At 74.7% G+C, this 24,615-nt stretch carries 20 protein-coding genes; 9 read left to right on the top strand and 11 right to left on the bottom strand.

The features are described 5' to 3' along the window. Positions 1-54 precede the first annotated feature (54 nt). Positions 55-243 (top strand): hypothetical protein, encoded by a 189-nt coding sequence (locus ACFPL3_RS39425; protein WP_343943507.1) that lies wholly within the window; start codon positions 55-57, stop codon positions 241-243. 113 nt (positions 244-356) lie between these two features. Here the strand turns inward: ACFPL3_RS39425 and ACFPL3_RS39420 are convergent, their stop codons facing one another. The 8 genes from ACFPL3_RS39420 to ACFPL3_RS39385 all read right to left on the bottom strand — a co-directional run bounded on the left by ACFPL3_RS39420 (position 357) and on the right by ACFPL3_RS39385 (position 9,584). Next, complete coding sequence (locus tag ACFPL3_RS39420) at positions 357-1,169, bottom strand: DUF1932 domain-containing protein (protein WP_343943508.1); 813 nt, start codon at positions 1,167-1,169, stop codon at positions 357-359. A gap of 33 nt (positions 1,170-1,202) precedes the next feature. Then, positions 1,203-2,006: a metal-dependent hydrolase gene (locus tag ACFPL3_RS39415; protein ID WP_343943509.1), complete on the bottom strand. Its 804-nt coding sequence runs from the start codon at positions 2,004-2,006 to the stop codon at positions 1,203-1,205. A gap of 408 nt (positions 2,007-2,414) precedes the next feature. Beyond that, on the bottom strand, positions 2,415-3,413 hold the full coding sequence (meaB, locus tag ACFPL3_RS39410) for a methylmalonyl Co-A mutase-associated GTPase MeaB (RefSeq protein WP_343943510.1): 999 nt from the start codon (positions 3,411-3,413) through the stop codon (positions 2,415-2,417). Beyond that, positions 3,410-5,572 (bottom strand): methylmalonyl-CoA mutase, encoded by a 2,163-nt coding sequence (gene scpA, locus ACFPL3_RS39405; protein ID WP_343943511.1) that lies wholly within the window; start codon positions 5,570-5,572, stop codon positions 3,410-3,412. Before scpA ends, meaB begins: the two co-directional genes overlap by 4 nt. Continuing rightward, a complete protein-coding gene (locus ACFPL3_RS39400; protein ID WP_343943512.1) occupies positions 5,569-7,488 on the bottom strand; it encodes a methylmalonyl-CoA mutase family protein in 1,920 nt (639 codons plus the stop codon). The genes scpA and ACFPL3_RS39400 overlap by 4 nt, the downstream gene beginning before the upstream one ends. A gap of 224 nt (positions 7,489-7,712) precedes the next feature. Beyond that, complete coding sequence (locus ACFPL3_RS39395) at positions 7,713-8,171, bottom strand: Rieske (2Fe-2S) protein (RefSeq protein WP_379590767.1); 459 nt, start codon at positions 8,169-8,171, stop codon at positions 7,713-7,715. A gap of 10 nt (positions 8,172-8,181) precedes the next feature. After that, a complete protein-coding gene (locus ACFPL3_RS39390) occupies positions 8,182-8,904 on the bottom strand; it encodes a DUF6529 family protein (protein WP_343944442.1) in 723 nt (240 codons plus the stop codon). Beyond that, complete coding sequence (locus ACFPL3_RS39385) at positions 8,901-9,584, bottom strand: hypothetical protein (RefSeq protein ID WP_343944443.1); 684 nt, start codon at positions 9,582-9,584, stop codon at positions 8,901-8,903. The genes ACFPL3_RS39390 and ACFPL3_RS39385 overlap by 4 nt, the downstream gene beginning before the upstream one ends. Positions 9,585-9,779: 195 nt before the next feature. Between ACFPL3_RS39385 and ACFPL3_RS39380 the strand changes: the two genes are divergently transcribed. From ACFPL3_RS39380 to ACFPL3_RS39350, 7 genes are all read left to right on the top strand, one after another. After that, complete coding sequence (locus ACFPL3_RS39380; protein ID WP_343944444.1) at positions 9,780-10,316, top strand: sigma-70 family RNA polymerase sigma factor; 537 nt, start codon at positions 9,780-9,782, stop codon at positions 10,314-10,316. Beyond that, positions 10,313-11,041, top strand: a complete 729-nt coding sequence (locus ACFPL3_RS39375; RefSeq protein WP_343944445.1) for an anti-sigma factor family protein — start codon at positions 10,313-10,315, stop codon at positions 11,039-11,041. The genes ACFPL3_RS39380 and ACFPL3_RS39375 overlap by 4 nt, the downstream gene beginning before the upstream one ends. A gap of 110 nt (positions 11,042-11,151) precedes the next feature. Further along, positions 11,152-12,585, top strand: coding sequence for a cytochrome ubiquinol oxidase subunit I (locus tag ACFPL3_RS39370; protein WP_343944446.1), 1,434 nt, complete (start codon positions 11,152-11,154; stop codon positions 12,583-12,585). Positions 12,586-12,616: 31 nt separating this feature from the next. After that, the gene (cydB, locus tag ACFPL3_RS39365; protein ID WP_379590763.1) at positions 12,617-13,618 is read left to right on the top strand and encodes a cytochrome d ubiquinol oxidase subunit II; all 1,002 of its coding nucleotides are present in this window, start codon (positions 12,617-12,619) and stop codon (positions 13,616-13,618) included. Then, positions 13,615-15,309, top strand: a complete 1,695-nt coding sequence (cydD, locus tag ACFPL3_RS39360) for a thiol reductant ABC exporter subunit CydD (RefSeq protein ID WP_343944448.1) — start codon at positions 13,615-13,617, stop codon at positions 15,307-15,309. Before cydB ends, cydD begins: the two co-directional genes overlap by 4 nt. After that, positions 15,302-17,032 carry a thiol reductant ABC exporter subunit CydC gene (gene cydC, locus ACFPL3_RS39355; RefSeq protein WP_379590761.1) on the top strand — a complete coding sequence of 577 codons (1,731 nt, stop codon included), beginning with the start codon at positions 15,302-15,304 and terminating at the stop codon, positions 17,030-17,032. The genes cydD and cydC overlap by 8 nt, the downstream gene beginning before the upstream one ends. 81 nt (positions 17,033-17,113) lie before the next feature. Beyond that, positions 17,114-18,466 (top strand): hypothetical protein, encoded by a 1,353-nt coding sequence (locus ACFPL3_RS39350; RefSeq protein ID WP_343946046.1) that lies wholly within the window; start codon positions 17,114-17,116, stop codon positions 18,464-18,466. A gap of 147 nt (positions 18,467-18,613) precedes the next feature. Here ACFPL3_RS39350 and ACFPL3_RS39345 read toward each other — a convergent pair whose 3' ends face one another. From ACFPL3_RS39345 to fabG, 3 genes are all read right to left on the bottom strand, one after another. Further along, positions 18,614-19,465, bottom strand: a complete 852-nt coding sequence (locus ACFPL3_RS39345) for an SAM-dependent methyltransferase (RefSeq protein WP_343946045.1) — start codon at positions 19,463-19,465, stop codon at positions 18,614-18,616. Between the two features lie 306 nt (positions 19,466-19,771). Beyond that, the gene (locus ACFPL3_RS39340) at positions 19,772-21,025 is read right to left on the bottom strand and encodes a DUF4032 domain-containing protein (RefSeq protein ID WP_343946044.1); all 1,254 of its coding nucleotides are present in this window, start codon (positions 21,023-21,025) and stop codon (positions 19,772-19,774) included. A 32-nt stretch (positions 21,026-21,057) separates the two neighbouring features. Next, positions 21,058-21,819: a 3-oxoacyl-ACP reductase FabG gene (gene fabG, locus ACFPL3_RS39335; RefSeq protein ID WP_343946043.1), complete on the bottom strand. Its 762-nt coding sequence runs from the start codon at positions 21,817-21,819 to the stop codon at positions 21,058-21,060. 171 nt (positions 21,820-21,990) lie between these two features. Between fabG and ACFPL3_RS39330 the strand changes: the two genes are divergently transcribed. Beyond that, the gene (locus ACFPL3_RS39330) at positions 21,991-24,519 is read left to right on the top strand and encodes an ATP-dependent Clp protease ATP-binding subunit (RefSeq protein ID WP_343946042.1); all 2,529 of its coding nucleotides are present in this window, start codon (positions 21,991-21,993) and stop codon (positions 24,517-24,519) included. The last annotated feature ends 96 nt before the right edge of the window (positions 24,520-24,615 follow it).

Genomic DNA, 24,615 nt, shown 5'->3' with positions numbered 1-24,615 from the left:
TGGAATTGGCCCCACGGCCGCGACGCAGCCCGCCAGGGCGGCCAAGCTGTGCCCATGCGACGCACGCGTCTCGTGGCAACGGCCCTGGTCAGCGCGGTGATCGGTGCGGTGCTGGCGCTGCTCGCGCCCGCCGCGCTCGCCGGTACCTCCGACGCCGACGGATCACCCGGCAACCGCGGCTGGGTGGTGAGCCACTCCGATTCCGCCAGCAGCGACTCCGACGGCAGCGACTCCGACGACTGATCCGGCCGGCACCCGGACTCGGGGTCCGATCGCCCCGGGCTGACCGCCGCCGCTCCCACCCCCTCCGGTGCGGCGGCGGTCTGCGTCGAGGGACGCAGGGGTCGGGGGACGGATCAGGTGGGGCCGTCGGCGATGCGCCGGTACACCTGCGCCGCGGCCCGGGAGAACCCGTCGGGCACACCCACCGCCGCGAGCGCGGCCGCCGCCTCGTCCATCTCCCCCGCCCAGCGCCACGCCTTCCCGTCGGCCCGCCTGCGCAGCGCGGCGACCTGCGCCGCGAGGTCGACGCCGTCGCGCGCCAGCTGCTCGCCCAGTGCGTCCCGCACGCCGTAGGCGTCGGCCGCGTCCGCGAGGGCCGCCCACACCGCGGGCAGTGCCTTGGTCTGCAGCGCGTAGCACGCCTTCAGCGCGCTGGCCGCGCCGAGATCGGGGCCCAGCTCCCGCGCCGCGAATGGGGACCCGTCGAACAACGCGGCCACCGCTGCCGCCGCCGGGCCCGACAGCCACAGGACGGTGTGCCCCGGCTCCCAGGCCGGGCGGCCGATCACCGCCCCGTCCACCACGCGCCCCGCGGCGAACAGCGTGCCGATCTCGCGCACCGTGGCCGGCGCCACCGCGTTGGCGTCGACGTAGAGCGGCGGGTCGGGCCGGTCCGCCACCGCGGCCGCCACCTCCTCGGCCACCGCGCGGGCCGCGTGCGGCGGGCAGATCGACACGACCACGTGCGCGCGGCGGGCCAGCTCGGCGACGTCGGGCACAGCGACGAGGTCGGCGAGCTCGGCGCGCTTGGCGGTGGCGTGGCTGCGCCCGGCCGCCGCCCAGATCACGGCGCCCGCCCGCGCCTTCAGAGCCGAGCCGAGCGCCGCGCCCATCGCGCCGGGGTGCAGGATCCCGACCACCGGCCGGTTCGGGAGGGGTGAGTCCACCCGTGCATCATCGTCCGCGCCCCGTCCGGCCCCTCAGCCGCCCGCGACCAACCGCTCCACGTGGTCGCGCACCTGCAGCAGCCACGGCGCCACCCCCGGCACCACGAACGCGGTGAGCAGGAAGACCCCCACCGTGAGGGCGGGTGCCACCAGCCACGCCTCGACGGGGCCGCCGGTGCGGAACCGCAGCGGGCGCGGGCTGCCCACCGGGTACCAGCGCCGCTTGCGGATCTGCAGCGGCCACAGCAGCGGAGCGCCGGACTCGGTGATCGCGTCACCGAGCGAGTGCACCACCATGCCCATGGCGACCGCCGTGCCGAGCCAGCCCGCGGTGCCCGCTGTGCCGCCGGGCACCATCTCCTCGATCGCGTAGGTCAGACCCGCCGCGATCACCAGCGACGGCGGCCCGGGCACGATCGCGTCGAGCCCCTTGATGGCCAGCGCGATGCACACGAACAGCGTTCCGACCAGCACCGGCGTGCCGAACCGGGCGGAGGCCAGGTTCAGCGCCATCCCCAGCAGCACCGCACCGATCACGGTGTGGGTCAGCCCGCGGTGGGAGCCGCGCCCCGTGTCGCGGCGCCCGCGCGTCAGGTCGTACACCACGCGCGACAGCGGCCGCACCGCGTGGCTCGCCACCCAGGACGCCACCGCGAACCGCCGGGAGGCCGTGGAGGACGGGTGGTCGAGGTCGGGCAGCAGCGCCGCCCCCGCGCACACGGCGGTGAACGTCAGCACGGTTCCGGCGTCCGGGCTCTCGCCCAGCAACTGGGGCACGAACCCCGCGACCGCGAGCCCGAGGGCCGCTCCCGACAGCGCGTGACTGACCCCGAGCACACCGCGACGTTAACCCGATCGGGGCCCTCTCCCCGGGCGGGCGCGCCGGTCCCACACCTCCATCCGGCGTGGCGTGCGCCTCATCGCGGGACCCGCGGGATGTCGGTCCGGGGAGCAGTCGGTTGCACCGCCCCGGCACCTCGGCTCGCTCCGCGAGCAGCACACTACTGCTCGCACCACAGCAATGAGGTACGGCTCGCACTGGCCGTCGCCCGCTCCTGGTGGTCATCGGAACCTGACGGTCGTCGCAGCTGCGGCCGTGTGCTTCTCGGTCCGGCTCTGCGGTGTCGATCCCCGTGAGCAGCACACCACTCCACCGTCGGGGTCACGGCCGTCCTCGTCCGGCTCGGGGCATGCGGCGGGCGGCTGCCACTGACCCGGCGCCCGCCTCGCCTGAGGGCAGGCCGGTCAGCCGCCGAGCCGGTCCAGCAGCTGCTCGGCGGCCAGGGTGGGAGTGAGCTCGCCGTCGCGGACCGCGCGCTCGACGTCGGGCAGCGCCGCGCGCACCCCGGGGTCGGACTGCAGCCGGTCGAGCAGGCGGTCGCGGACCACCCGCCACATCCACTCGACCTGCTGGTCGGCGCGGCGGCGCTCCAGCTCCCCCGCGGCCTCGAGCGCGGCACGGTGGTCCTGCACGGCGGCCCACACCTCGTCCATGCCGGCGCCGGTCTGCGCGCTGCAGGTGAGCACCGGGGTGGTCCACCCGGTCGCCGCCAGCGCAGGGCTCGCCGGGGTGAGCATGCGCAGGGCGCCGCGCAGCTCGCGGGCCGCGGCGCGGGCGTCGGCCTCGTGGGGGCCGTCGGCCTTGTTGACGGCCACGACGTCGGCGAGCTCCAGGATGCCCTTCTTGATCCCCTGCAGGGAGTCGCCGGTACGGGCGATCGTGAGCAGAAGGAACGTGTCGACCATCGCCGCCACGGCCACCTCGGACTGCCCGACGCCCACCGTCTCGACCAGCACCACGTCGTAGCCCGCGGCCTCCATCAGCACGATCGTCTCGCGGGTGGCGCGGGCGACGCCGCCGAGCGTGCCCGCGCTCGGCGAGGGCCGCACGAACGCGTTGTCGTCGTTCGCGAGGCGGGCCATGCGGGTCTTGTCGCCCAGGATGGAGCCCTTCGTCCGGGTGGACGACGGGTCGACCGCGAGCACGGCCACCCGATGGCCCGCCGCGGTGAGCCGGGTTCCCAGCGCCTCGATGAACGTGGACTTCCCCACCCCGGGCACCCCGCTGATCCCGACCCGGCGGGCGCCCCCGGCGTGCGGGAGCAGCTCCATCAGCAGCTGCTGCGCCGCCTCCCGGTGGTCGGCGCGGTGCGACTCGACGAGCGTGACCGCCCGGGCCAGCACCGGTCGCGAGCCCTCCAGCACGCCCTTGACCAGTGCCGGGACGTCGACCTCACGCGTCACCGGTGCAGCTTCGCGGTGAGGGTGCCGAGCAGGTCCACCGCCGCCTCGGCGATCACGGTGCCCGGCCCGAACACCGCGGCGGCGCCCGCCTCGCGCAGCGCCGCGTGGTCGGCGGGCGGGATCACCCCGCCCACCACGATCGTGATGTCCTCCCGGCCGAGCTTCGCGAGCTCGGCACGCAGCTCCGGCACGAGCGTCAGGTGACCCGCCGCGAGCGAGCTGACGCCCACGACGTGCACGTCGGCGTCGACGGCCTGGCGCGCGACCTCGGCGGGCGTGGAGAACAGCGGGCCGACGTCGACGTCGAAGCCGAGGTCGGCGAACGCGGTGGCGATCACCTTCTGGCCCCGGTCGTGGCCGTCCTGGCCCACCTTCGCCACCAGGATGCGCGGCTGGCGCCCCTCCTGGACGGCGAACTCCTCCACCAGCTCGCGGGCCCGGTCGATCGCCGGGCTGCTCCCGGCCTCGTGCGCGTACACACCGGAGATGATGCGGATCTGGCCGGCGTGGCGCGAGAAGACCTTCTCCAGCGCGTCGGACATCTCGCCCACGGTGGCCTTGGCCCGCGCCGCCGCCACCGACAACGCGAGCAGGTTCTGCTCGTCCGAGCGCGGCGAGCCCTCCGCGATCGCCGCCGCGGCCGACGTCAGCGCCGACAGCGCGGCGTCCACCTCGCGGTCGTCGCGCTCGGCGCGCAGGCGGCGCAGCTTCTCCAGCTGCTCGCGGCGCACCCCGGCGTTGTCGACCTTGAGCACCTCGATGTCCTCGTCGTCGTCCACCCGGTAGGTGTTGACGCCGATCACCGGCTGGCGCCCGGAGTCGATGCGCGCCTGGGTGCGGGCGGCGGCCTCCTCCACGCGCAGCTTGGGGATGCCGGCGTCGATCGCACTCGCCATCCCGCCGGCGCGCTCGACCTCCTCGATGTGCGCCCACGCCCGCCGGGCGAGGTCGTAGGTCAGCCGCTCGACGTAGAAGCTGCCACCCCACGGGTCGATCACCCGGGTGGTACCCGACTCCTGCTGCAGCAGCAGTTGCGTGTTGCGCGCGATGCGTGCCGAGAAGTCGGTGGGCAGAGCGAGCGCCTCGTCCAGCGCGTTGGTGTGCAGCGACTGCGTGTGGCCCTGGGTGGCGGCCATCGCCTCCACGCAGGTGCGGATCACGTTGTTGTAGACGTCCTGCGCGGTGAGCGACCAGCCCGAGGTCTGGCAGTGCGTGCGCAGCGACAGCGACTTCGGGTTCTGCGGGTCGAACTGCTTCACGAGCTTCGCCCACAGCAGCCGGGCCGCGCGCAGCTTCGCGACCTCCATGAAGAAGTTCATCCCGATGCCGAAGAAGAAGCTCAGGCGCGGCGCGAACCGGTCGACGTCCAGCCCGGCGTCGCGGCCCGCCCGCAGGTACTCCACACCGTCGGCGAGGGTGTAGGCCAGCTCCAGGTCGGCCGTGGCCCCGGCCTCCTGGATGTGGTAGCCCGAGATGGAGATCGAGTTGAACTTCGGCATCTCCCGCGAGGTGTAGGAGAAGATGTCCGAGATGATCTGCATCGACGGCTGCGGCGGGTAGATGTAGGTGTTGCGGACCATGAACTCCTTGAGGATGTCGTTCTGGATGGTCCCCGTGAGCCGCTCGTGCGGCACCCCCTGCTCCTCGGCCGCCACGACGTAGAGCGCGAGGACGGGCAGCACGGCCCCGTTCATCGTCATCGACACCGACATCTCGCCCAGCGGGATGCCGTCGAACAGCTCGCGCATGTCGTAGATCGAGTCGATCGCCACGCCCGCCATGCCGACGTCGCCCGCCACCCGCGGGTGGTCGGAGTCGTAGCCGCGGTGGGTGGCGAGGTCGAAGGCGATCGACAGGCCCTTCTGCCCCGCCGCCAGGTTGCGCCGGTAGAACGCGTTCGACTGCGCCGCGGTGGAGAACCCGGCGTACTGGCGCAACGTCCAGGGCTGGGTGGTGTACATCGTGGGGTACGGGCCGCGCAGGTAGGGCGCGATGCCCGGGTACGTGTGCAGGAAGTCGACCCCGGCCAGGTCGGCCGCCGTGTACAGCGGCTTCACGCCGATGCCCTCGGGCGACTCCCACACCGGCACGTCACCCGCCCACTCCGCGGCCGGGGCGCCGGCGTCCTCCAGCGGGACGCTCGTGAAGTCGGGGATCATGCCTGCACCTCCTGCGCCGCGTGGACCGACTCGATGACCGCGAGCGCGTCGCAGCCCGCGGCCAGGTGCCCGTCCACCCCCGGCACCTGCGCCCGGCCCGCCAGCAGCACGAGCCGCGCGCCCGCCGCCCGCAGCGCGGCCGCCGTCTCCTCGGCCCGCTCGGCGTACAGGGCGTCGGTGGCGCACAGCACCGCCACCGGGGTACCCGCCTCCCGGAACGCCGCCACCACGTCGTCCGCGGATTCGGTGGGCCCCGCCTCCGGCGTCTCGATCCCGCCGGCCTGCAGCAGGTTGCGCGCGAAACCCGCCCGCGCGGTGTGAGCCGACAGCGGGCCCAGGGTGGCGAGGAACGCGCGCGGCCGGGCACCCGTCTTCTCGAGCAGGGCGTCGGAACGGTCGCGGAAGGCCTCGTACGGCTCGGCGGGCCGGAAGCGCGGCAGCCCGCCAGGGCCCGGCTCCGGTGGCTCGACCACCTCCGCCCGTGCCCGGGGCTCGGTGAGGTCGGCGTACTCGCTCACCCCGACGATCGGGGCGGTGCGCCGGGCCGCCGCCTCCGCACGCCGCTCGCGCACGGCCGCCACCCGCTCGGCCACCAGGCCCGCGTCCAGCGCGGCCACCACGCCGCCCGCGGCCTCGATCTCCTGGAAGAACGCCCAGGCCGCCGCGGCCAGCTCCCGGGTGAGCGACTCCACGAACCACGCGCCGCCCGCCGGGTCGACCACCCGCGCGAGGTGCGCCTCCTTCACCAGCAACGCCTGCGTGTTGCGGGCGATCCGCCGCGAGAACGCCTCCGGGGCGCCCAGCGCCGCGTCGAACGGCGCCACCGTGACCGCGTCGGCACCGCCGACCCCGGCCGCGAACCCGGCCACCGTGCCGCGCAGCATGTTCCCGTGCACGTCGCGGCGCGTCAGCATCACGGGTGCGGCGGCGGCGTGCTGGAACTGCGGCAACGCCTGCCCGCACGCCTGCGTGACCCGCGACCACAGCAGCCGCGCGGTCCGCAGCTTCGCGATCGTCGGGAACTGCTCCGTGGTGGCCGCGTACCGGAACTCCAGCAGGGCCGCGGCCGTGGCCAGGTCGAGGCCGGCGCCGGTGAGCGCGCGCAGGTACGCCACCCCGGCCGCGAGCGAGTAGCCCAGCTCCTGCGCGTCGGACGCGCCCGCGCCGTGCACCGGGAGCGCGTCCACCACCACGACCCGCACCCGCGGGAACCGCTCGGCCACCCGGGTCGCGACCGGGACGACGACGTCGGGCGCGGGCCCGGTCCCGGTACGGGCGCGGCGCCCCACCGGGTCGAGGCCGAGCGTGCCGAGCAGCTCGGCCCGCTCGCCGCCCAGGTCCAGGAACGCCTCCGCCGCGGCGAGCTCGGTGTCGGCGGCGTCGCCGGACGCGTCGAGGACGACCGGCGCGAGGTCGAGCCGCACCCCCTCCAGCACCGCACCCAGATCCGCCACGGCCGTGCCGCCCGCGCCGACGGCCAGCCAGAGGGAGGAGACGCCGTTCTCGAGGTCGGCCAGCACCGCGGCGCGCGCCGAGGCCGGATCCGGGTCGGCGTGCCGCTGCCGGACGTCCCACCCGTCGGGAGCGGGCCCGTTCGCCTGCCCACCCCGCACGTACGGGGCCGCACCGGGCACCCCCGCCGACTCCGGATCGGGGGCGTCCTCGGCGGTGTACAGCGGCCGCACCACGATGCCGTCGAACGTGCGGCGGGTCAGCGCCTCGAACCCGGCACCCGCCTGCGCGCCCTCCGGGATCCGCCGGGCCTTGCGCACCACCTGGTCGACGAGCGCGAGCCAGTCCTGCCGCTCCGCCGCCGGGAACTCCGCCGCGAGCGCGAGCTCCTCCGGCTCGGCGGGCGCCTGCGCGTCGAGCGCGTCACCGTCGACCTGAGCCGTACCGCTGGGGGCCGTGTTCATGCAGCACCTTCCGCCACCCCGGGCAGCAACCCCGCCGCCGGGCCCGACCGTCCGGAGTGTAGGTCGGGACACGGGCGGTGACCCGGTCGCGACGGAGTGATCCGAGGCACGGCCGGTGCCTCCCCCGGGGGAAGGCGGGGGGAGGGCAGGAAAGCCACATTCAGGGCCGCTGCGGCCCTGAATGTGGCTTTCCTGAACTTCGGGAGGGGGCGGGGTGGGGGCGGCTAGGCGAGCCGGATCTCCTCGCCGTCCACCTCGATCGCGCGCTCGGGCAACGGGCTGTCCGCCGGGCCGTCGACCACCTTGCCGTCCTCCACGGCGAACTTGCTGCCGTGGCAGTTGCAGTTGATCGTGCCGTCCGCCACCTCGGTGACGGGGCAGCCCTGGTGCGTGCAGGTGGCGGAGAAGGCGCGGAACTCGCCCGCGGTCGGCTGCGTGACCACGACGTCCTGCTCGGCGAACACGGTGCCGCCGCCCACCGGCACGTCGGACGCGGCGACCAGCGACGCGCCGCCCTGCGCCGGGCCGCCCTGGGCCGGCGCGTCCGGCGCCGGGCTCGAGGCGGGGGCCGCCGGCCCGACGGGGTAGGTGCTGCAGGCGCTCAGCGCGGCGGTGCACGCCGCGCCGCACGTGCCGGCGACGAACATCCGTCGCGTGACCGAGGTCGGATGTGCAGGGTGCACGGGGGTCCTTTCAGAAGGTGAGTCCGGACGTCGAGAAGAACCAGCCGGCCGAGCTGGCCCACACCGCGGTGAGGGCGGTGAACAGCAGGCCGCCGAACAGCGGCAGGCTCCACCGGGGGCTGCGGGGCTGTTGCAGCACCAGCATCTTCGTGACGAACACGCCGTAGAGGAAGCAGCCTGCCACCGAGTGCACCAGCACCCGCGGGGTGGAGTCCTCGTAGCCGAACGCGTAGAGGCAGTGCACCGCCACCGGCACGGTGAGCAGCACGGCCGCCCGGCCCGACCAGCGGTGCAGACCGGTCACCCAGTCCGGGGCGCCGCCCGCGGCGCGCCACCGCCGCCCCACCCGCCCGTACAGGGCGGAGGCCGACCACAGCTGCACCAGCGCCAGCAGGAACGCACCGCTCGCCAGCCACGCCTTCGCGGCGAGCCCGGAGGAGAAGCCGGCGATGTTCAGCGCGACCGACGCCGGCTCGTGCAGCCGCCCGTACGCGCCGAGGCCCACCGCCACCAGGGCGCCCACGGCCACCGCGACGAGCAGCGCGCCGCCGCCGGACCGCTGCGCCGCACGCCGGTGCGGTGGCCCCGCGGCCGGGTAGCCCTCCGCGCGCGGGATCACGCGTTCCCGGTGCGGCCCGGAGTGCGGGCCGGGCATCTGCGTGCCCCAGTCCTGCGCCGTGACCCGCTGGACCGGGATCTCCGGGTCGGTCACCTCGTGGGCGGGCCGGCTCATCGCCCGATCACCGGCCCGGAGCCGTCGAGGGGCGTGACCGTGACCGGCACGCCGCCGATCCGCGTGCCCGTGAGGTCGGTGGGGTCCAGGTCGGGCGCGGCCCGGCGGGTGCCGCCGGAGTTGGCGACGCCGGTGACGTCGCCGTCCTCGTCGACGATCCAGCCGATCCGGGTGAGGACGCCCTTCACGGAGGCGCGGCCCTCGTACAACCCGGCGGGCGCGGTGACCTGCTGGGCGGCGAACGGCAATTCCTCGTCCCCGACGGTGACCGTGCCGAGGGTGGCCGCGTCGGTGACGGTGGCGGTGATCCCGGGGGCGCCGCCCGCCGCCGACAACGACAGGTCGGCGCCGGTCAGCGTGCCCTCGTACCACGCCTCGATCTTCTTGCCGTCGCACACGTACGCCACGGCCTTCCCGTCCTTGACCGCGACGGCGACGGTGACCTCGTTGCCCGCCGAGCGGCCGGTGTAGGCGGCCTCGGCCACCGCGGGAGCCGCCGCGGGTGGTGGCGCCTCGGCGAGTGGGACCGCGGGCGGGACGGCCGTCTCCGGTGCGGCGGCGGCCACCGCCGTGCCGGTGGTGACCGTCGGCGGACCGGCGATCGTGGTGTTGAGCAGCAGCAGCCCGCCGCCGAGTGCGGCCACCGTGCCGAGTGTGATCAGCGGTGCGAACCTGGCCACGGCACTCCCCCGGTGTCGTCGGGGCCCGGTCGGTCCGGGCGCGCTTCTTCCCACACGGATCGCGGGCGCAACCGGTTCAGCCGGAATTCCGGTGGATCCGCGGTGAACCGGATGCCCCGATGCGACGTGTCGGTGGTGGGAGCCGCTCGACTAGGGTTCCGCCCCCGACCTCACGCCCCCGGGAGCCCACCGACCATGCCGCCCGCCCGTGATCGTGACGAGGCACTTGTGCACGCCGTCTACTCGGAGCACGGGCGAGCCCTGCTCGCCTACGCCACCCGGCTGACCGGCGACCGTGCCGCTGCGGAGGACATCGTGCAGGAGACACTCATCCGCGCCTGGCGACATCCGGACGTCCTGACCAACGGCAAGGGCTCCGCGCGGGGCTGGCTGCTGACGGTGGTGCGCAACCTCGTCACCGACCGGTACCGGGCCCGCGCGGCCCGGCCGCAGGAGGTGGCGGAGAACCCGGACGCGCCACCGGTGGTGCGCGACCACGCCGACAGCGTGGTGGCCTCGGTGACCGTGATGGCGGCGCTCGACGAGCTCTCCGAGGACCACCGGGGTGTGCTCGACCAGATCTACTTCAAGGGCCGCAGCCTCGGCGAGGCGGCCACCGCGCTCGGCATCCCCGCCGGCACGGTCAAGTCGCGCTCGTACTACGCGTTGCGGGCGCTGCGCCAGGCGCTCGCCGCGACGGCCGAGAGCGCGGGGCGGGAGGTGCCGGCATGAACCGCCACCGGGCAGGCAACGGCGACTGGATGGATCCGCACGACGGCGAGGCGCACGACCCCGAGGAGCTCGGGGCCCACGCCCTGGGCCTGCTCGACCCGGCGCAGTCGCGTGCCGTGGAGGAGCACCTCGCGGGGTGCCCGGCGTGCCGGCGCGAGTGGGAGGAACTGCGTGGGATGGTCCAGTTGCTCGACGACGTGCCACCGGAGGCGTTCCTCGAGGGACCGCCCGACGCCGACCTGATGTTGCAGCGCACCGTGCGGCAGGTGCGGTCCGAGGCCGCGGCCCGGCGCCGCAGGCGGCGGTTCCTGCTCGCCGGCACGGCCGCGGCCGCGGTGGCGGTGTTCCTCGGTGGCGGGGTGCTGATCGGGCGCGAGACCGCGCCACCCCCGCCCGAGCCCCCGGCCGTGGTCGCCGCGCCGGGCGCGGTGCAGCTCACCGGCAGCGGCGCCCCCGGCGTCGCGATGACCGCCACGCTCACCCCGGCGACGGGCTGGGTGCGGCTCACGACCACCGTGAAGGGGATCCCGGGCGGCGAGCGCTGCTACATCGTGGTGGTGGCCCGTGACGGCACGCGCGAGATCGCAGGCAGCTGGCTGGTGCCCCAGACCGGGTGGCGCGACGGGGTCACCCTCGACGGGTCGGCGCTCGTGCCCCTCGACCAGGTCTCCGAGGTGGTCGTCGAGAACGACGAGGGCAAGGAGTTCGCCACCGCCAGAGTCTGACACCGCGCGGGTCCGACGCCGCACGGCGCGATCTACGCCACCCACCCCACACCTGATCTTCTACATGCGGTAGAACTACTACAGGCCGTAGAAGTTCAGGGAGGCACGGGGTGGATGCACTGGACCTGGCGCGCTGGCAGTTCGGGATCACGACCGTCTACCACTTCCTGTTCGTCCCGCTGACGATCGGGCTGTCGGTCGTGGTGGCCGCGCTGCAGACGGCGTGGCACCGCACCGGGCGGGCCGAGTACCTGCGCGCCACCCGCTTCTTCGGCAAGCTCTTCCTGATCAACTTCGCCATGGGCGTGGTGACCGGGATCGTGCAGGAGTTCCAGTTCGGGATGAACTGGAGCGCCTACTCGACGTTCGTCGGGGACGTCTTCGGGGCGCCGCTGGCGATGGAGGCGCTGCTCGCGTTCTTCCTCGAGTCCACGTTCATCGGGCTGTGGATCTTCGGGTGGGACCGGCTCCCCCGCCGGGTGCACCTGGCCACGATCTGGGCCGCGGCGATCGGCTCGAACCTGTCGGCGTTCTTCATCCTCGCCGCCAACGCCTGGATGCGGCACCCGGTCGGCTTCGCGGTCGACCCCGCGACGGGCCGCGCGTACCTCACCGACATCGGCGCGGTGCTCACCAACCCGCAGGCGCTCTCGACCTACCTGCACGTGGTCAGCGCGTCGTTCGTGGTGGCCGGGCTGTTCGTCGTGGCGGTCAGCGCGTACAAGCTGCTGCACCGCGACAAGGCACCGCACCCCGACGAGCCCGGCATGTTCCGCCGCACGCTGCGCGCCGGGCTGGTCACCACCGCGATCGCGGGGGCCGTGGTCGCGCTCTCCGGCGACCACCAGGCCAAGCTCATGGCCGAGTACGAGCCGATGAAGCTCGCCGCCGCCGAGGCGATCTGGGACACCGAGGGCGCCGCCGGGTTCTCGCTGTTCGCGATCGGCGACCACGAGATCGGCGAGGTCGGCGTGGGGCGCAACATCGTCGACGTCGAGGTGCCCTACGTGCTGAGCTTCCTCGCCACCGGCTCCCCGGCCGGCGAGGTCGAGGGCATCAACGACCTGCAGCAGCGCTTCGCGGCGCAGTTCGGGCCGGGCGACTACACGCCCAACATCCCCGTCCTCTACTGGTCGTTCCGGCTGATGATCGGCCTGGGCCTGGCCGGGGTCGGCGTCGGGGTGCTCGGCCTGTGGCTCACCCGGCGCGGCGCGCTGCCGCGGCAGCGCTGGATGTACCGGGTGGCGATCGCCGCCCTGCCCGCCGCACTGGCCGCGAACATCTTCGGCTGGGTCCTCACCGAGATGGGCCGCCAGCCCTGGACGGTGGTCGGGCAGCTGCTCACGGCGGCGAGCGTCTCCCCGGGCGTGAGCCTGGCGGAGGTCGCCACCTCGCTCACCGTCTTCACCGTGCTCTACGGGGTGCTCGCGGTGGTGGAGGTGCGGCTGCTGCTGCGCTACGTGGCGGCCGGGCCGGGCCACGTCATGCCCTACCCGCGCCAGGGTGAGCCCGAGCCCGCGTCGATCCCCGCGTTCGTCTACTAGCCGGCCCTGGTCGGCCCAGGAAGGAATGATCGTGGACCTGCCCACCGTCTGGTTCGTGGCGATCGCGGTGCTGTGGACCGGCTACTTCGTGCTGGAGGGCTTCGACTTCGGCGTCGGCATGCTGCTGCCGGTGCTCGGCCGCGGGCGCGCGGCGGAGGCCGACCGCCGGGTGGTGATCAACGCGATCGGCCCGGTGTGGGACGGCAACGAGGTCTGGCTGATCACCGCGGTCGGCGCGATGTTCGCCGCGTTCCCGGCCTGGTACGCCGCCACCTTCAGCGGGTTCTACCTGCCCGTCCTGCTCGTCCTCGTGGCGCTGATCGGGCGCGGGGTGGCGTTCGAGTACCGCGGCAAGCGCGACGACGCGCGCTGGCGGGCCCGCTGGGACGCCGCGATCGTGTTCGGCAGCGCGGTGCCCGCGTTCGTGTGGGGTCTGGTGTTCGCCAACGTCGTGCGCGGGGTGGAGCTGGACGCCGACGGGGTGGTGCGCTCCGGTCTGGTCGACCTGCTCAACCCGTACGCGCTGGTGGGCGGCATGACCACGCTGGCGCTGTTCGTCCTGCACGGCGCGGTGTTCCTCGCGCTCAAGACCGACGGCCCGGTCCGGCGGCGGGCGCTGGCGGCGGCGCGCACCGCCGCGCCGGTGGCGGGAGCTGCGCTCTTCGCCTTCCTCATGTGGACCCAGGCCGACCACGGGTCGCCCGCCACGGCCGCGTTGGCCGCCTGCGCCCTCGGCGCGCTGCTCGCCGGGGCGGCGCTGGTGGCCCGCGGCCGCGAGGGCTGGGCGTTCGCCGCCACGGCGGTCGCGGTGGCGGCCACCTCGGCCGTGGTGTTCGCCGCGCTGTTCCCGGCCGTGCTGCCCTCGCTGCTCGACCCGGCCTTCGACCTGACCGTGGCGAGCGCGGCGTCGGCGCCCTACACGCTCGGGATCCTCTCCTGGGTCGGCGCGCTGTTCCTGCCGCTGGTGGTGCTCTACCAGTCGTGGAGCTACTGGGTGTTCCGGCGGCGGGTCACGCGGGCGCACGTCTCGTGAAACCCCTCGACCCGCGCCTGGTGCGCTCCACCGCCGCGGTGCGGACGCACCTGGCCGTCACCGTGGCGTGCGGGTTCGCCGCCACCGCGCTGATCCTGCTGCAGGCCTGGTTGGTGGCGCACGCGATCGCCGGGGCGAGCGCGGGCGGTGCAGGAGCGCTCGGTGCCACCGTGGCCGCGGTCGGGGCCGTCGCGCTCGCCCGCGCCGCACTCTCCTACGGCGCGGAGACCGCCGCCCTGCGCAGCGCCGCCCGGGTGAAGTCCGACCTGCGGCTGCGCCTGGTGCGGCACGTGGCGGCCGCCGACCCCGCCACCACGGACGCCGGGGAGCTCGCCACGCTCGCCACCCGCGGCCTGGACGCCCTCGACGACTACGTCGCCCGCTACCTGCCCCAGCTCGTGCTCGCCGCGCTCGTGCCCCTGGCCGTCCTCGTGGTCGTGTTCCGGGCCGACTGGATCTCCGGGCTGGTCATCGCGCTGACACTGCCGCTGATCCCGCTGTTCATGGCACTCGTGGGCATGCACACCCAGGACCGCACGCGACGGCAGTGGCACCTGCTGCAGCGCCTCGGCGGCCATTTCCTCGACGTCGTGGAGGGCCTGCCCACGCTCGCGGTGTTCCGCCGCGCCAAGGCCGAGGCCGCGCTCATCCGGCGCGTGACCGACGCCCACCGCGAGGCGACGATGCGCACGCTGCGCGTGGCGTTCCTGTCGGCGTTCGTGCTCGAGCTGCTCGCGACCCTCGCCGTGGCGCTGGTGGCCGTGGAGGTCGGGCTGCGGCTGCTCTACGGGCGGCTGGACCTGGAGACGGCGCTGCTCGTGCTCGTCCTCGCCCCGGAGGCCTACCTGCCGCTGCGCGAGGTCGGCGCGCGGTTCCACGCGAGCATGGAGGGGGTCACGGCGGCCGAGCGCGTGTTCGCGGTCCTCGAGCGGCCGGGCCCGGCCGTGGCCCCGTCCACCCCCGTGCGGCCGGCGCCGCGCCCGCACGTGCGATTCGCGGGCGTGGGCCTCGTCCACCCCGGACGCGACGCACCTGCCCTCGACGGCGTGGACCTCGCGCTGCGCCCGGGCGCCATCACGCTCGTCACCGGGCGCAGCGGAGCGGGCAAGACCAGCCTCCTGGCCCTGCTCCTGCGCTTCGCCGAGCCGACGGCGGGTCGCGTGCTCGTCACCGCGGCTGACGGGACGGAGATCGATCTCGCGCGGACCGACCCGGACCTCTGGCGGCAGCGGATCGCGTGGCTGCCCCAGCACCCGTACCTGTTCGACGACTCCGTGGCCGGCAACATCCGCCTCGGCCTGCCGGACGCGCCCGACGAGGCCGTGCGCCGGGCGGCGCGCCGCGCGGAGGCCGAGGAGGTGATCGCCGCGCTGCCCGACGGCTACGCCACCGCGCTGGGCGAACGCGGCCACCGGCTGTCGGCCGGGCAGCGCCAGCGCATCGCGCTCGCGCGGGCTTTCCTGCGCCAGGAGGTGCTCGACGCCCCGATCGTGCTGCTCGACGAGCCCACCGCGCACCTCGACCCGGAGCACGCGGCTGCGGTTCGCGCCGGCGTGGCCCGCCTGCTGGAGGGGCGGACCGGCGTGATCGTCGCCCACGACGACGGGTGGGCCGACCTGGCCGACGAGGTCGTGCACCTCGACGCCGGGCGCGTCACCGGGCCGGTGCTCACCGGAGCGGGCCATGGCTGAGAACACCACCCGGTCCCGCGACCCGCTCGTGCGCATGGTGGCGCTCGCCCGCCCGCGCGGCGCCCGGTTCGCGCTCGGGGTGCTCGCCGGGGCCACGGCCACCGCGTCCGGGGTGGCCCTGCTCGTGGTCGCCTCGTGGCTCATCGCCACCGCCGCCACGTCGCCGCCGCTCACGGCGCTCTCCGTGGCCGTCGTCGCGACGCGGGCACTGGGCGTGACGCGCGGGGTGGCGCGCTACCTGGAGCGGCTCGTCACCCACGACGCCGCGCTGCGGACGCTCGCCGACGCCCGGGCCCGCGTGTACGAGCGGCTCGCAGGCAGCGAGCCGGTGCACCGGTTCCGCGTGGGCGACCTCGTGAGCCGGCTCGTCAGCGACACCGACTCCACGCAGGACCTGCTCGTGCGCGGCCTGACCCCGCCGCTGGCGGCGCTGGTCACCGGCGCGGGCGTCGTGGTGGTGAGCACGGCGCTGTTCGCGCCCGCCGGGCTGCTGCTCGCCGCGGGCCTCGTGCTGGGCGGCGTGGCCGTCCCGCTCGCCGCCGCGGCCGCCGGACGCGGCCCGGGTAGGCGGCGCGCCACGGGCCGCGCGGCCCTGTCCACGGCGCTGGTCGACGCCCTGCACGGCGCGCCCGACCTGGTCGCCTACGGCGCCATGCCCGCCGCGCTCGCCCGGGTCGAGGCGGCCGACACCGAGCTCACCGCGGCGGAGCGGCGCGACGCGGCGCTGTCGGGTCTCGGCGCGGGCGCGTCCGCGCTGGTGGCGGGCCTCACCCTGTGGGCCACCCTGCTCTGCGGCGTGGCCGCGGTGCACGACGGTGAGCTCGCGCCCGTGCCCCTCGCGGTGCTGGTGCTCACCGCGCTCGCCGCTTTCGAGATCGTCGCGCCGCTGCCCGGGGCCGCCGCCCGCCTCGGCGCGGTGCGCGCGGCGGGCGCCCGGCTGTTCGACGTGCTCGACACCCCGCCCGCGCTCATCCGCCGGTCCACGGCCGCACCGGCCCCGGCGCCGGACGGGCTGCGCGTCCGCGGGCTGCGGGTGCGCTACGGCCCCGGCGAGCCGTGGGCGCTCGACGGCGTCGACCTCGACGTGCCGCCGGGAAGGCGGGTCGCGGTGGTGGGCCCCAGCGGGTCGGGCAAGACCACGCTCGCCGCCGTCCTCTTCCGCTTCCGCGACCCCGACGCGGGCACCGTGCACCTCGACGGGGACGACGTCACGGCCCTGCCCGCCGACACCGTGCGCACCCGCGTGACCGGGATGCCCCAGGACCCGCACCTGTTCACCGGCACCGTGCGGGCCAACCTGCTCCTGGCCCGCCCCGACGCCGACGACGCGCAGCTGCGGGCCGTGCTGGCGCGGGTCGGCCTCGACCCCGCGCTGCTCGACACCGAGGTGGGCACCCACGGGGCGCGCCTGTCGGGCGGGATGCGCCAGCGGCTCGCGCTCGCCCGTGCGCTGCTGGTGCCCGCGACCGGGCGCACCGGCACGCTGCTCGTGCTCGACGAGCCGACCACCCACCTCGACCCGGACACCCGCGACGCGGTGCTCGACGACCTGCTGCGCGCGACGGAGGGCCGGTCGCTGGTGCTCATCACCCACGACCTGGCCGCCCTCGACCGGATGGACGAGGTGGTGGTGCTGGTGGACGGCCGGGTCGCGCAGCGGGGCACGCCCGCGCAGCTGCGGGAGCGTCCGGGCTGGTTGCGGAGCGCGACCGGCGCCGCCTGAGCCCGATCGCGGCCCGGCGGTAGGGTGCGGCGCGTTCCCACCGGTTGCTGACAACGATCGTCGACAGCGAGGTTCCCCGACGTGCGTTCTCCCCGTCCCCGCGTCCCGGTGCTCGGCGCAGCGCTCGCCGCGATCCTGGGGCTGGCGGCCTGCAGCACCGGCCCGTCCGGCCCGACGTCGGTGTCGGAGCAGGCGCTGCAGGCGATCGAGGCCGACCCCGGTTTCACCTGGGAGCAGCAGCAGGCGCCGCTGGAGCTCGGGGTGACCCACACCCAGAACAGCCTGGACTCCCACCACCCCGACGAGGCCACCGAGCGGGGCACGGAGATCCTCGAGGACGGCAGCGCGATCTGGCAGAACCACCACCTCATGGGCTTCGGCACCGACAACCCGGAGCCCGAACCCGGCGAGTACGACTGGGACTCGCTCGACGAGCGCATGGAGCTCACCGAGGAGACCGGTGGTAAGGCGATGCTCACCCTGTGCTGCGCCCCCGACTGGATGAAGGGCGGCGAGGAGGGCGAGACCGACTGGTCCACCCTCGAGGACGAGCCGCTGCCCGAGCACTTCGGCGACTACGCGAACCTCGCCGCCGAGGCGGTGAAGCGCTACCCCCAGGTGGAGCGCGTGCTGGTGTGGAACGAGCTCAAGGGCTTCTACAACAGCGCGGCGAACCGCTGGGACTACGAGGGCTACACCGAGTTCTACAACCAGGTCTACACCGCGGTGAAGGCCGTGCGCCCCGACGTCCAGGTCGGCGGCCCCTACGTGGTGCTCATCAGCCTCGACGAGGGCAGCACCGACGCGTCCACCGAGGTCCGCGGGCCGTGGGGGGCGGCGGACCAGCGCAGCCTCGACGTGGTCGACCACTGGCTGCAGCACAACGTCGGCGCCGACTTCCTCGCGGTCGACGCCTCCACCAAGACCAGGAACGACACGATCCCGCCCGTCGTCGACGGCGCCCAGAAGTTCGCCGACCTGGACGCCTGGTTGCGACAGCGCAGCGACCTGCCCATCTGGTGGGCCGAGTTCTACCCCGACGTCCCGGAGGACGCGCAGCCCGGCGCGGAGAGCCCGGCGAGCGCCACCGCGACGCTCGCGGCGGTGGCGGCGTACGCGCGCTCCGGCGTGTCCGGTGCGCTGCTGTGGGGACCGCAGGGCGACCCCAGCCTGCACTACGCGTCGCTGTGGACCGACAGCTCCCAGGACGACGGCGGCCGCCCCACCCCGCTCACCGAGGCCTGGCAGTGGCTCGTGCCGCGGCTGGCGAAGGGGGACGTCGAGATCGGGCGCTCCCCCGAGTCCCCGATCATCGTCCTGCGCGCACCCGACGGCGCGGTGGTCGTCAACGCGAGCGGCGACGCCGTCGACGTGGGCTCGGGCGCCGAGCCGATCGGGCCCTGGTCGATCACCGTGGTGCCGCGCGCGTCCTGAGCGGGCGCACCGCGGCCGAGATCGTTCCGAGATCCGCCGCACCGCCCTTCGCAGGGCGGAAACGCCGATCTCGGAGCGGGAGATCCATCCGAGATGCGGCGGGGTGCCCCGGCGGGGGCGATCAGGACGATCTCGCGACGTTCATGCTCAGGGCTTGCGGGCCACCCCGCCGACGATCATCCCGTCCTCCCTGCCGGCCGAGGCCATCAGCGGCCCGTCGGGCCACCAGTCGCGCAGCCGGGTGACGCCCGGCTCGACGAGGTCGAGCCCCTCGAAGAACGCCTCGATCTCGCTGCGCGGGCGGAACGCCACCGGCCCGAGGCCGCTGCGGCCGAACACGCCCTCCACCAGCCGGGCGAGCTGGCTGCCCTGACCCTCGTCCTCCGGGTCGCAGAAGTGCGAGACCACCAGGTAGGAGCCGGACGGGAGCAGGTCGAGGTAGCGGCGCACCAGCTCGTGCGGACCCTGCTCACCGGGAACGTGGTGCAGCGTGCGGCTGTGGATCAGCGCCACCGGCCCGTCCGGATCGAGGTACTTGGTGACCGTCTCGTGGCCGAGCACCTCCTCCGGGCGGTCGAAGCGGGCGTCGACCAGGTGCGTGAGGTCGTTCTCCTCCAGGATCGCGCGGCCGTGCGCGAGCACCACCGGGTCGTCGGCGACGTAGATGACGCGCGTGTCGGAGTTGAACCGCTGGGCGGCCTCGTGGGTGTTGTCCACCGTGGGCAGGCCGGCCCCGACGTGCAGGATCTGCTCGACGTGCGCCGACTTCACCAGGAACCGGGTGACCCGGCCCAGCCACGCCCGCTCCTCCTGCACCACCCGGGTGAACTCGGGCGTGAGCGACCGGATCTCGTCGACGACGGCGCGGTCGGCGGCGTAGTTGTCCTTGCCCGCGAGGAAGGCGTCGTAGACGCGCGCGAGGTTCGGCTCCACGGTGTCGATCCGCCGCGACGGCGGCACGGGCGGCTCGTCGGGATCGAAAGGGGTGCCGGACGTCACGCCCCGTACCGTAGCGGTCGCGGGTGAGCGCGGTCATCCCCACCTGCGGAAGCGGGCCTCGGTGACCGCGCCGACCGCGTCCCGGCCGCCACCTGGGCCTCCTCCCGCCGGTGGTCTCGCACACCGGCAGCGGTCTCCACCCGGGTGCACCGGTGTGCCGGTGTCGGACCGAGCCTCCCCCGGGCCGACACCGGCTCGCACACCACCTCCGTTGCCCGCACACCGACTGCAGTCGGTGTGCCGGCACCACGACCGGTGTGCCAGGCAGGCCCCGAAGGGCCATGCCGACGACAGGTGTGCCGGCAGCTACCGCGGGAGCGGGTCGCCGCCGGGCAGGGTGAGGGTGCTCGGGGTGTGCCGCAGGATCGCGTCGATGTACGACTTGGCCGCCGCGGTGGTGCCGACGTCCTTGCCCGCCCGCTCGGACAGGAACCAGCGGTGCTCCAGGATCTCGTGGAACACCTCCGCGGGCGCCATGCGGTCGGCGAGCTCCTCGGGGATGCGGGCCATCACGCGGTCGTAGACCTCGGCGCGCCACCGGTGCCCGGCCACGGTCTCGGGGACGGCGCGCCCCTCCTTCTGCTCGAGGTAGCCGCGGTAGCTGGTGAGGTCGTTGAGCAGCCTGCGCGCCTGGTTCTCGGTGACCTCCAGCCCGGTGAGGGCGTAGAGCTTGTTGCGGTGCCTGCCGGTCTCGGCGACCTGGGTGCGCACGCGCAACCGGACACCGGCGTCGGTGGTGGTCAGCTCGATCTCGTCGACGTCGAAGCCGAGCTCGTTGATCCGGTCCACCCGGGCGGCCACGCGGTAGCGCTGCTCGTCGGGGCGCAGCAGCTCCTCGCGGGTGAGCTCGTCCCACAGGGCGTGGTAGCGGCGCGGCAGCTCGGCGGCGATCTCGACCGGGTCGACGTCGTCGGGCAGCAGGCCGCCCGCCTGCAGGTCGAACAGCTCCCCGCCGACGCGCTCGGCGGCGTAGTCGATGTCGAAGCTGCGCTGCCCCGGCGAGAGCGTGGGGTGCAGCTCCGCGGTCTCGGCGTCCACCAGGTAGGCGGCGATGCTGCCCGCGTCGGGACGGAACAGGGTGTTGGACAGCGAGCAGTCACCCCAGAACAGCCCCGCGAGGTGCAGCCGCACCAGCAGCTCCACCATCGCGTCGATCAGCTGCAGGGTGGGGCGCTGGGTGTGGCCGTGGGAGAACACGTACCGGTAGGACATCGAGTAGTCCAGGAACCGGGTGACCAGCACGGCGTCCTGCGGGGTGTCCGCCGTGTCCCCGGCGGCCGGGGGCCGCTCGACGCACACGCCGAGCACCGACACCGCGGGCATGCCCATCGACTCCAGCCGGCCCAGCAGCCGGTACTCGCGGCGGGCGAGGCGCTCGTCGATCTCCTTCAGCGCGTAGACGTGGCCGTCGGCCTCGACGAAGCGCACGACGTGCCGGGAGATGCCGCGGTGGGCCACCTCGAGGAGCCGCTCGTCGTCCCACTCCTCGAGCGGCTTCTCCCACGGCAGCGACAGCAGCCCGGCGGCGTGCTCGGCCGGCGGTCGGAAGATGAAGCGCACGCACCCAGTATGCGGATCTCCCGCGGCGCCGGTCAGGACTTCGGGCCGCCCGCGACGTAGAGCACCTGCCCGTTGACGAACCCGGAGCTCCCGCTCACGAAGAACGACACGGCGTTCGCGATGTCGTCGGGCTCCCCGGCCCGCGCCACCGGGATCTCCGCGGCCCGGGCGGCGACGTAGGTGTCCCAGTCCTGCCCGATGCGCTCCGCGGTGGCCTTCGTCATGTCGCTCACGATGAACCCGGGCGCGATGCAGTTGGCGGTGATCCCGAACTTGCCCAGCTCGATCGCGAGGGTCTTGGTGAAGCCCTGCAACCCGGCCTTGGCCGTGGAGTAGTTGGCCTGCCCGCGGTTGCCCAGCGCCGAGGTGCTGGAGAGGTTGACGATGCGCCCGAACCGGTGCTCGACCATGTACTTCTGCACGGCGCGCGTCATGAGGAACGAGCCGCGCAGGTGCACGCCCATCACCGTGTCCCAGTCGAGCTCGGACATCTTGAACAGCAGGTTGTCACGGGTGACGCCGGCGTTGTTCACCAGCACGACCGGCGGGCCCAGCTCGGCGGCCACGCGGCCCACGGCGTCCTCGACCCGCGCCGAGTCGGCGACGTCCGCGCCGACGGCCATCGCCCGCCCACCGGCGGACTCGATGGCCTCGACCGTGCCCTTCGCCGCCGACTCCTCGAGGTCGACGACCGCCACGGCGAGGCCGTCGGCGGCCAGCCGCCGGGCGGTGGCGGCACCGATCCCGCGTGCCGCTCCCGTCACGATCGCCACGCGCTGCGGGCTCTCGGTCATGTCGTGCTCTCCGTCCGTCCGGGGTCGTCGTCGACCCCCGCGAGTCTCGGTCACGGCGCGCGGTCGCGCCAACCGGCGAGTGATCGACGTCGCGTGCCGCCCGTTTCGGATCCGGTGCCCCGGGAACGCCCCCAGGACCCCCCGATCGGAACGCCTCGAGGAGATGTGCTCATGACCGGCTTCCTCGGGTCGGGTGACCCCGGCTCGTTCGACGACTTCCTGGCCCGGTTCTTCGGGCCCGGCGCGCGCGGCCCGGCCCGGCGGATCGACCTGACCCGGCTGATGAGCGCCGGTGCGCGCGAGCTCGTCGCGACGGCCGCGCAGCTGGCCATCGACCGCGGCGACCCCGACCTCGACGCCCAGCACCTGCTGCTGGCCTCCACCCGGCTCGAGCCCACGCGGCACTGGCTCGAGCGGGCGGGCGCCGACCCCGACCGCATCGCCCGCATGCTCGACGAGCGGCTCACGCGGTCCGAGCCGACCGGCCGCGCCCCGGCGCTCACCCCGGCCGCGAAGCGGGCGCTGCTGGACGGCCACCAGGTGTCGCGCTCGCTGGGATCGACCTACATCGGACCCGAGCACGTGCTGCTCGCGATCGCCGCGAACGAGGAGTCGGCGGCGGGGCGCCTGCTGGCGGAGGCCAGTTTCGGCCCCGGCGCCCAGAGCCCGGCCCGCCCGGGCGGGCGCGGACCGGCGGCGCCCGGCGCTTCCGGGGCGGCCGTCGCGACCCCGACGCTGGACCAGTTCGGGCAGGACCTCACGGCCGCAGCGCGCGAGGGCCGCCTCGACCCGGTGGTCGGGCGGGCCGACGAGATCGAGCAGACGATCGAGGTGCTCTCGCGGCGCACCAAGAACAACCCCGTGCTCATCGGGGAGGCCGGTGTCGGCAAGACCGCGATCGTCGAGGGGATCGCGCAGCGGATCGTCGACGGCGACGTGCCCGACACGCTCGCCGGGCGCCGGGTCGTGGAGCTGCAGCTGTCCGGCGTGGTGGCCGGCACGCGCTACCGCGGCGACTTCGAGGAGCGGCTGCGCACGCTCATCGAGGAGATCCGCACCAACCGCGACCAGCTGATCGTGTTCATCGACGAGCTGCACACCATGGTCGGCGCGGGCGGCGGCGGTGGCGGCGACACCGGCGGCGGCGCGATGGACGCCGGCAACATGCTCAAGCCCGCCCTCGCCCGCGGCGAGCTGCACGTGATCGGCGCGACCACGCTGGACGAGTACCGCAGGCACATCGAGTCCGACGCCGCGCTCGCGCGCCGGTTCCAGCCGGTGCTGGTGCCCGAGCCCTCGTGCGAGGACGCCGTCGAGATCCTGCACGGCCTGCGCGACCGCTACGAGGCCCACCACCAGGTGCGCTACACCGAGGACGCGCTGCGGGCCGCCGTGGAGCTCTCCGACCGCTACATCACCGACCGGTTCCTGCCCGACAAGGCCATCGACCTGGTGGACCAGGCGGGCGCGCGGGTGCGGCTGCGCACCCGCACCCCCTCCACCGACCGGCGCGGGCTCGAGCAGCGGTTCGACCAGCTCGCACGCGACAAGGACCAGGCCGTCGCCGACGAGCAGTACGAGCGCGCCTCCGAACTGCGCGACGAGATGGCGGACCTGCGCCGCAAGCTCTCCGAGACCGGACCGGGCGACGGTGGCGTGCCCGAGGTCGGGGTGGCCGACATCGCCGACGTGGTCTCGCGCTCCACCGGCGTGCCCGTCGCCCAGCTCACCGAGGCCGAACGCGACCGGCTGCTGCGCCTCGAGGAGGAGCTGCACCAGCGGGTCGTCGGCCAGGACGAGGCGGTGTCCGCGGTGGCCGAGGCGATCCGCCGCTCGCGGGCCGGTCTCGGCGACGAGGACCGCCCGGTGGGCAGCTTCCTGTTCCTCGGCCCGACCGGCGTGGGCAAGACCGAGCTGGCCCGCGCGCTCGCGGTGGCGCTGTTCGGCGACGAGGACCGCATGGTGCGCCTCGACATGAGCGAGTACGGCGAGCGGCACACCGTGGCCCGCATGGTCGGCGCGCCCCCCGGCTACGTCGGCTACGGCGAGGCGGGGCAGCTCACCGAGGCCGTGCGCAGGCGCCCGTACTCGGTGCTGCTGCTCGACGAGATCGAGAAGGCCCACCCGGACGTGTTCAACGTGCTGCTGCAGGTGCTCGACGACGGCCGCCTCACCGACGGCCAGGGCCGCACGGTCGACTTCCGCAACACCGTCGTGATCATGACCAGCAACGTCGGGTCGGAGCTGATCGCCAACCGGGGCACCACGCTCGGGTTCGGCAGCAACCGCGACGCCGACGCCGACGCCGACTCCGCCGAGCTGCGCGACAAGATCATGCCGCGGCTGCGCGAGGTGTTCCGCCCGGAGTTCCTCAACCGCATCGACGAGATCATCGTCTTCCGCAGGCTCGACACCGACCAGCTCGCCACCATCACCGACCTGCTGCTCGAGGACACCCGCAGCCGACTGGCCGCCCAGGACGTCACCGTCGAGTTCACCCCCGCCGCCGTGCGCCGCATCGCCGAGCTCGGCCACCAGCCGGAGTTCGGCGCCCGCCCGCTGCGCCGCACGATCCAGCGGGAGGTCGACAACCAGCTCTCCGGCCTCCTGCTCGCAGGCGAACTCCCGCCGGGCACCCGGGTGCACGTCGACGACGTGGACGGCCGGCTGGAAATCGAGACCTCCGCCGCCCTGCGCTGAATCCGCAGCTCAGATGTTTGTGGGCCGCCTCTCGAGGTAGTCGTCGGGCAACGTCACTCGATCGAGTGGCCCTTCACCCCGAACGGAGGAGGTGGA

Source organism: Pseudonocardia zijingensis (genome assembly GCF_042657305.1).
GTDB lineage: Bacteria > Actinomycetota > Actinomycetes > Mycobacteriales > Pseudonocardiaceae > Pseudonocardia > Pseudonocardia zijingensis.
This window is presented reverse-complemented; position numbering and strand designations above follow the sequence as displayed.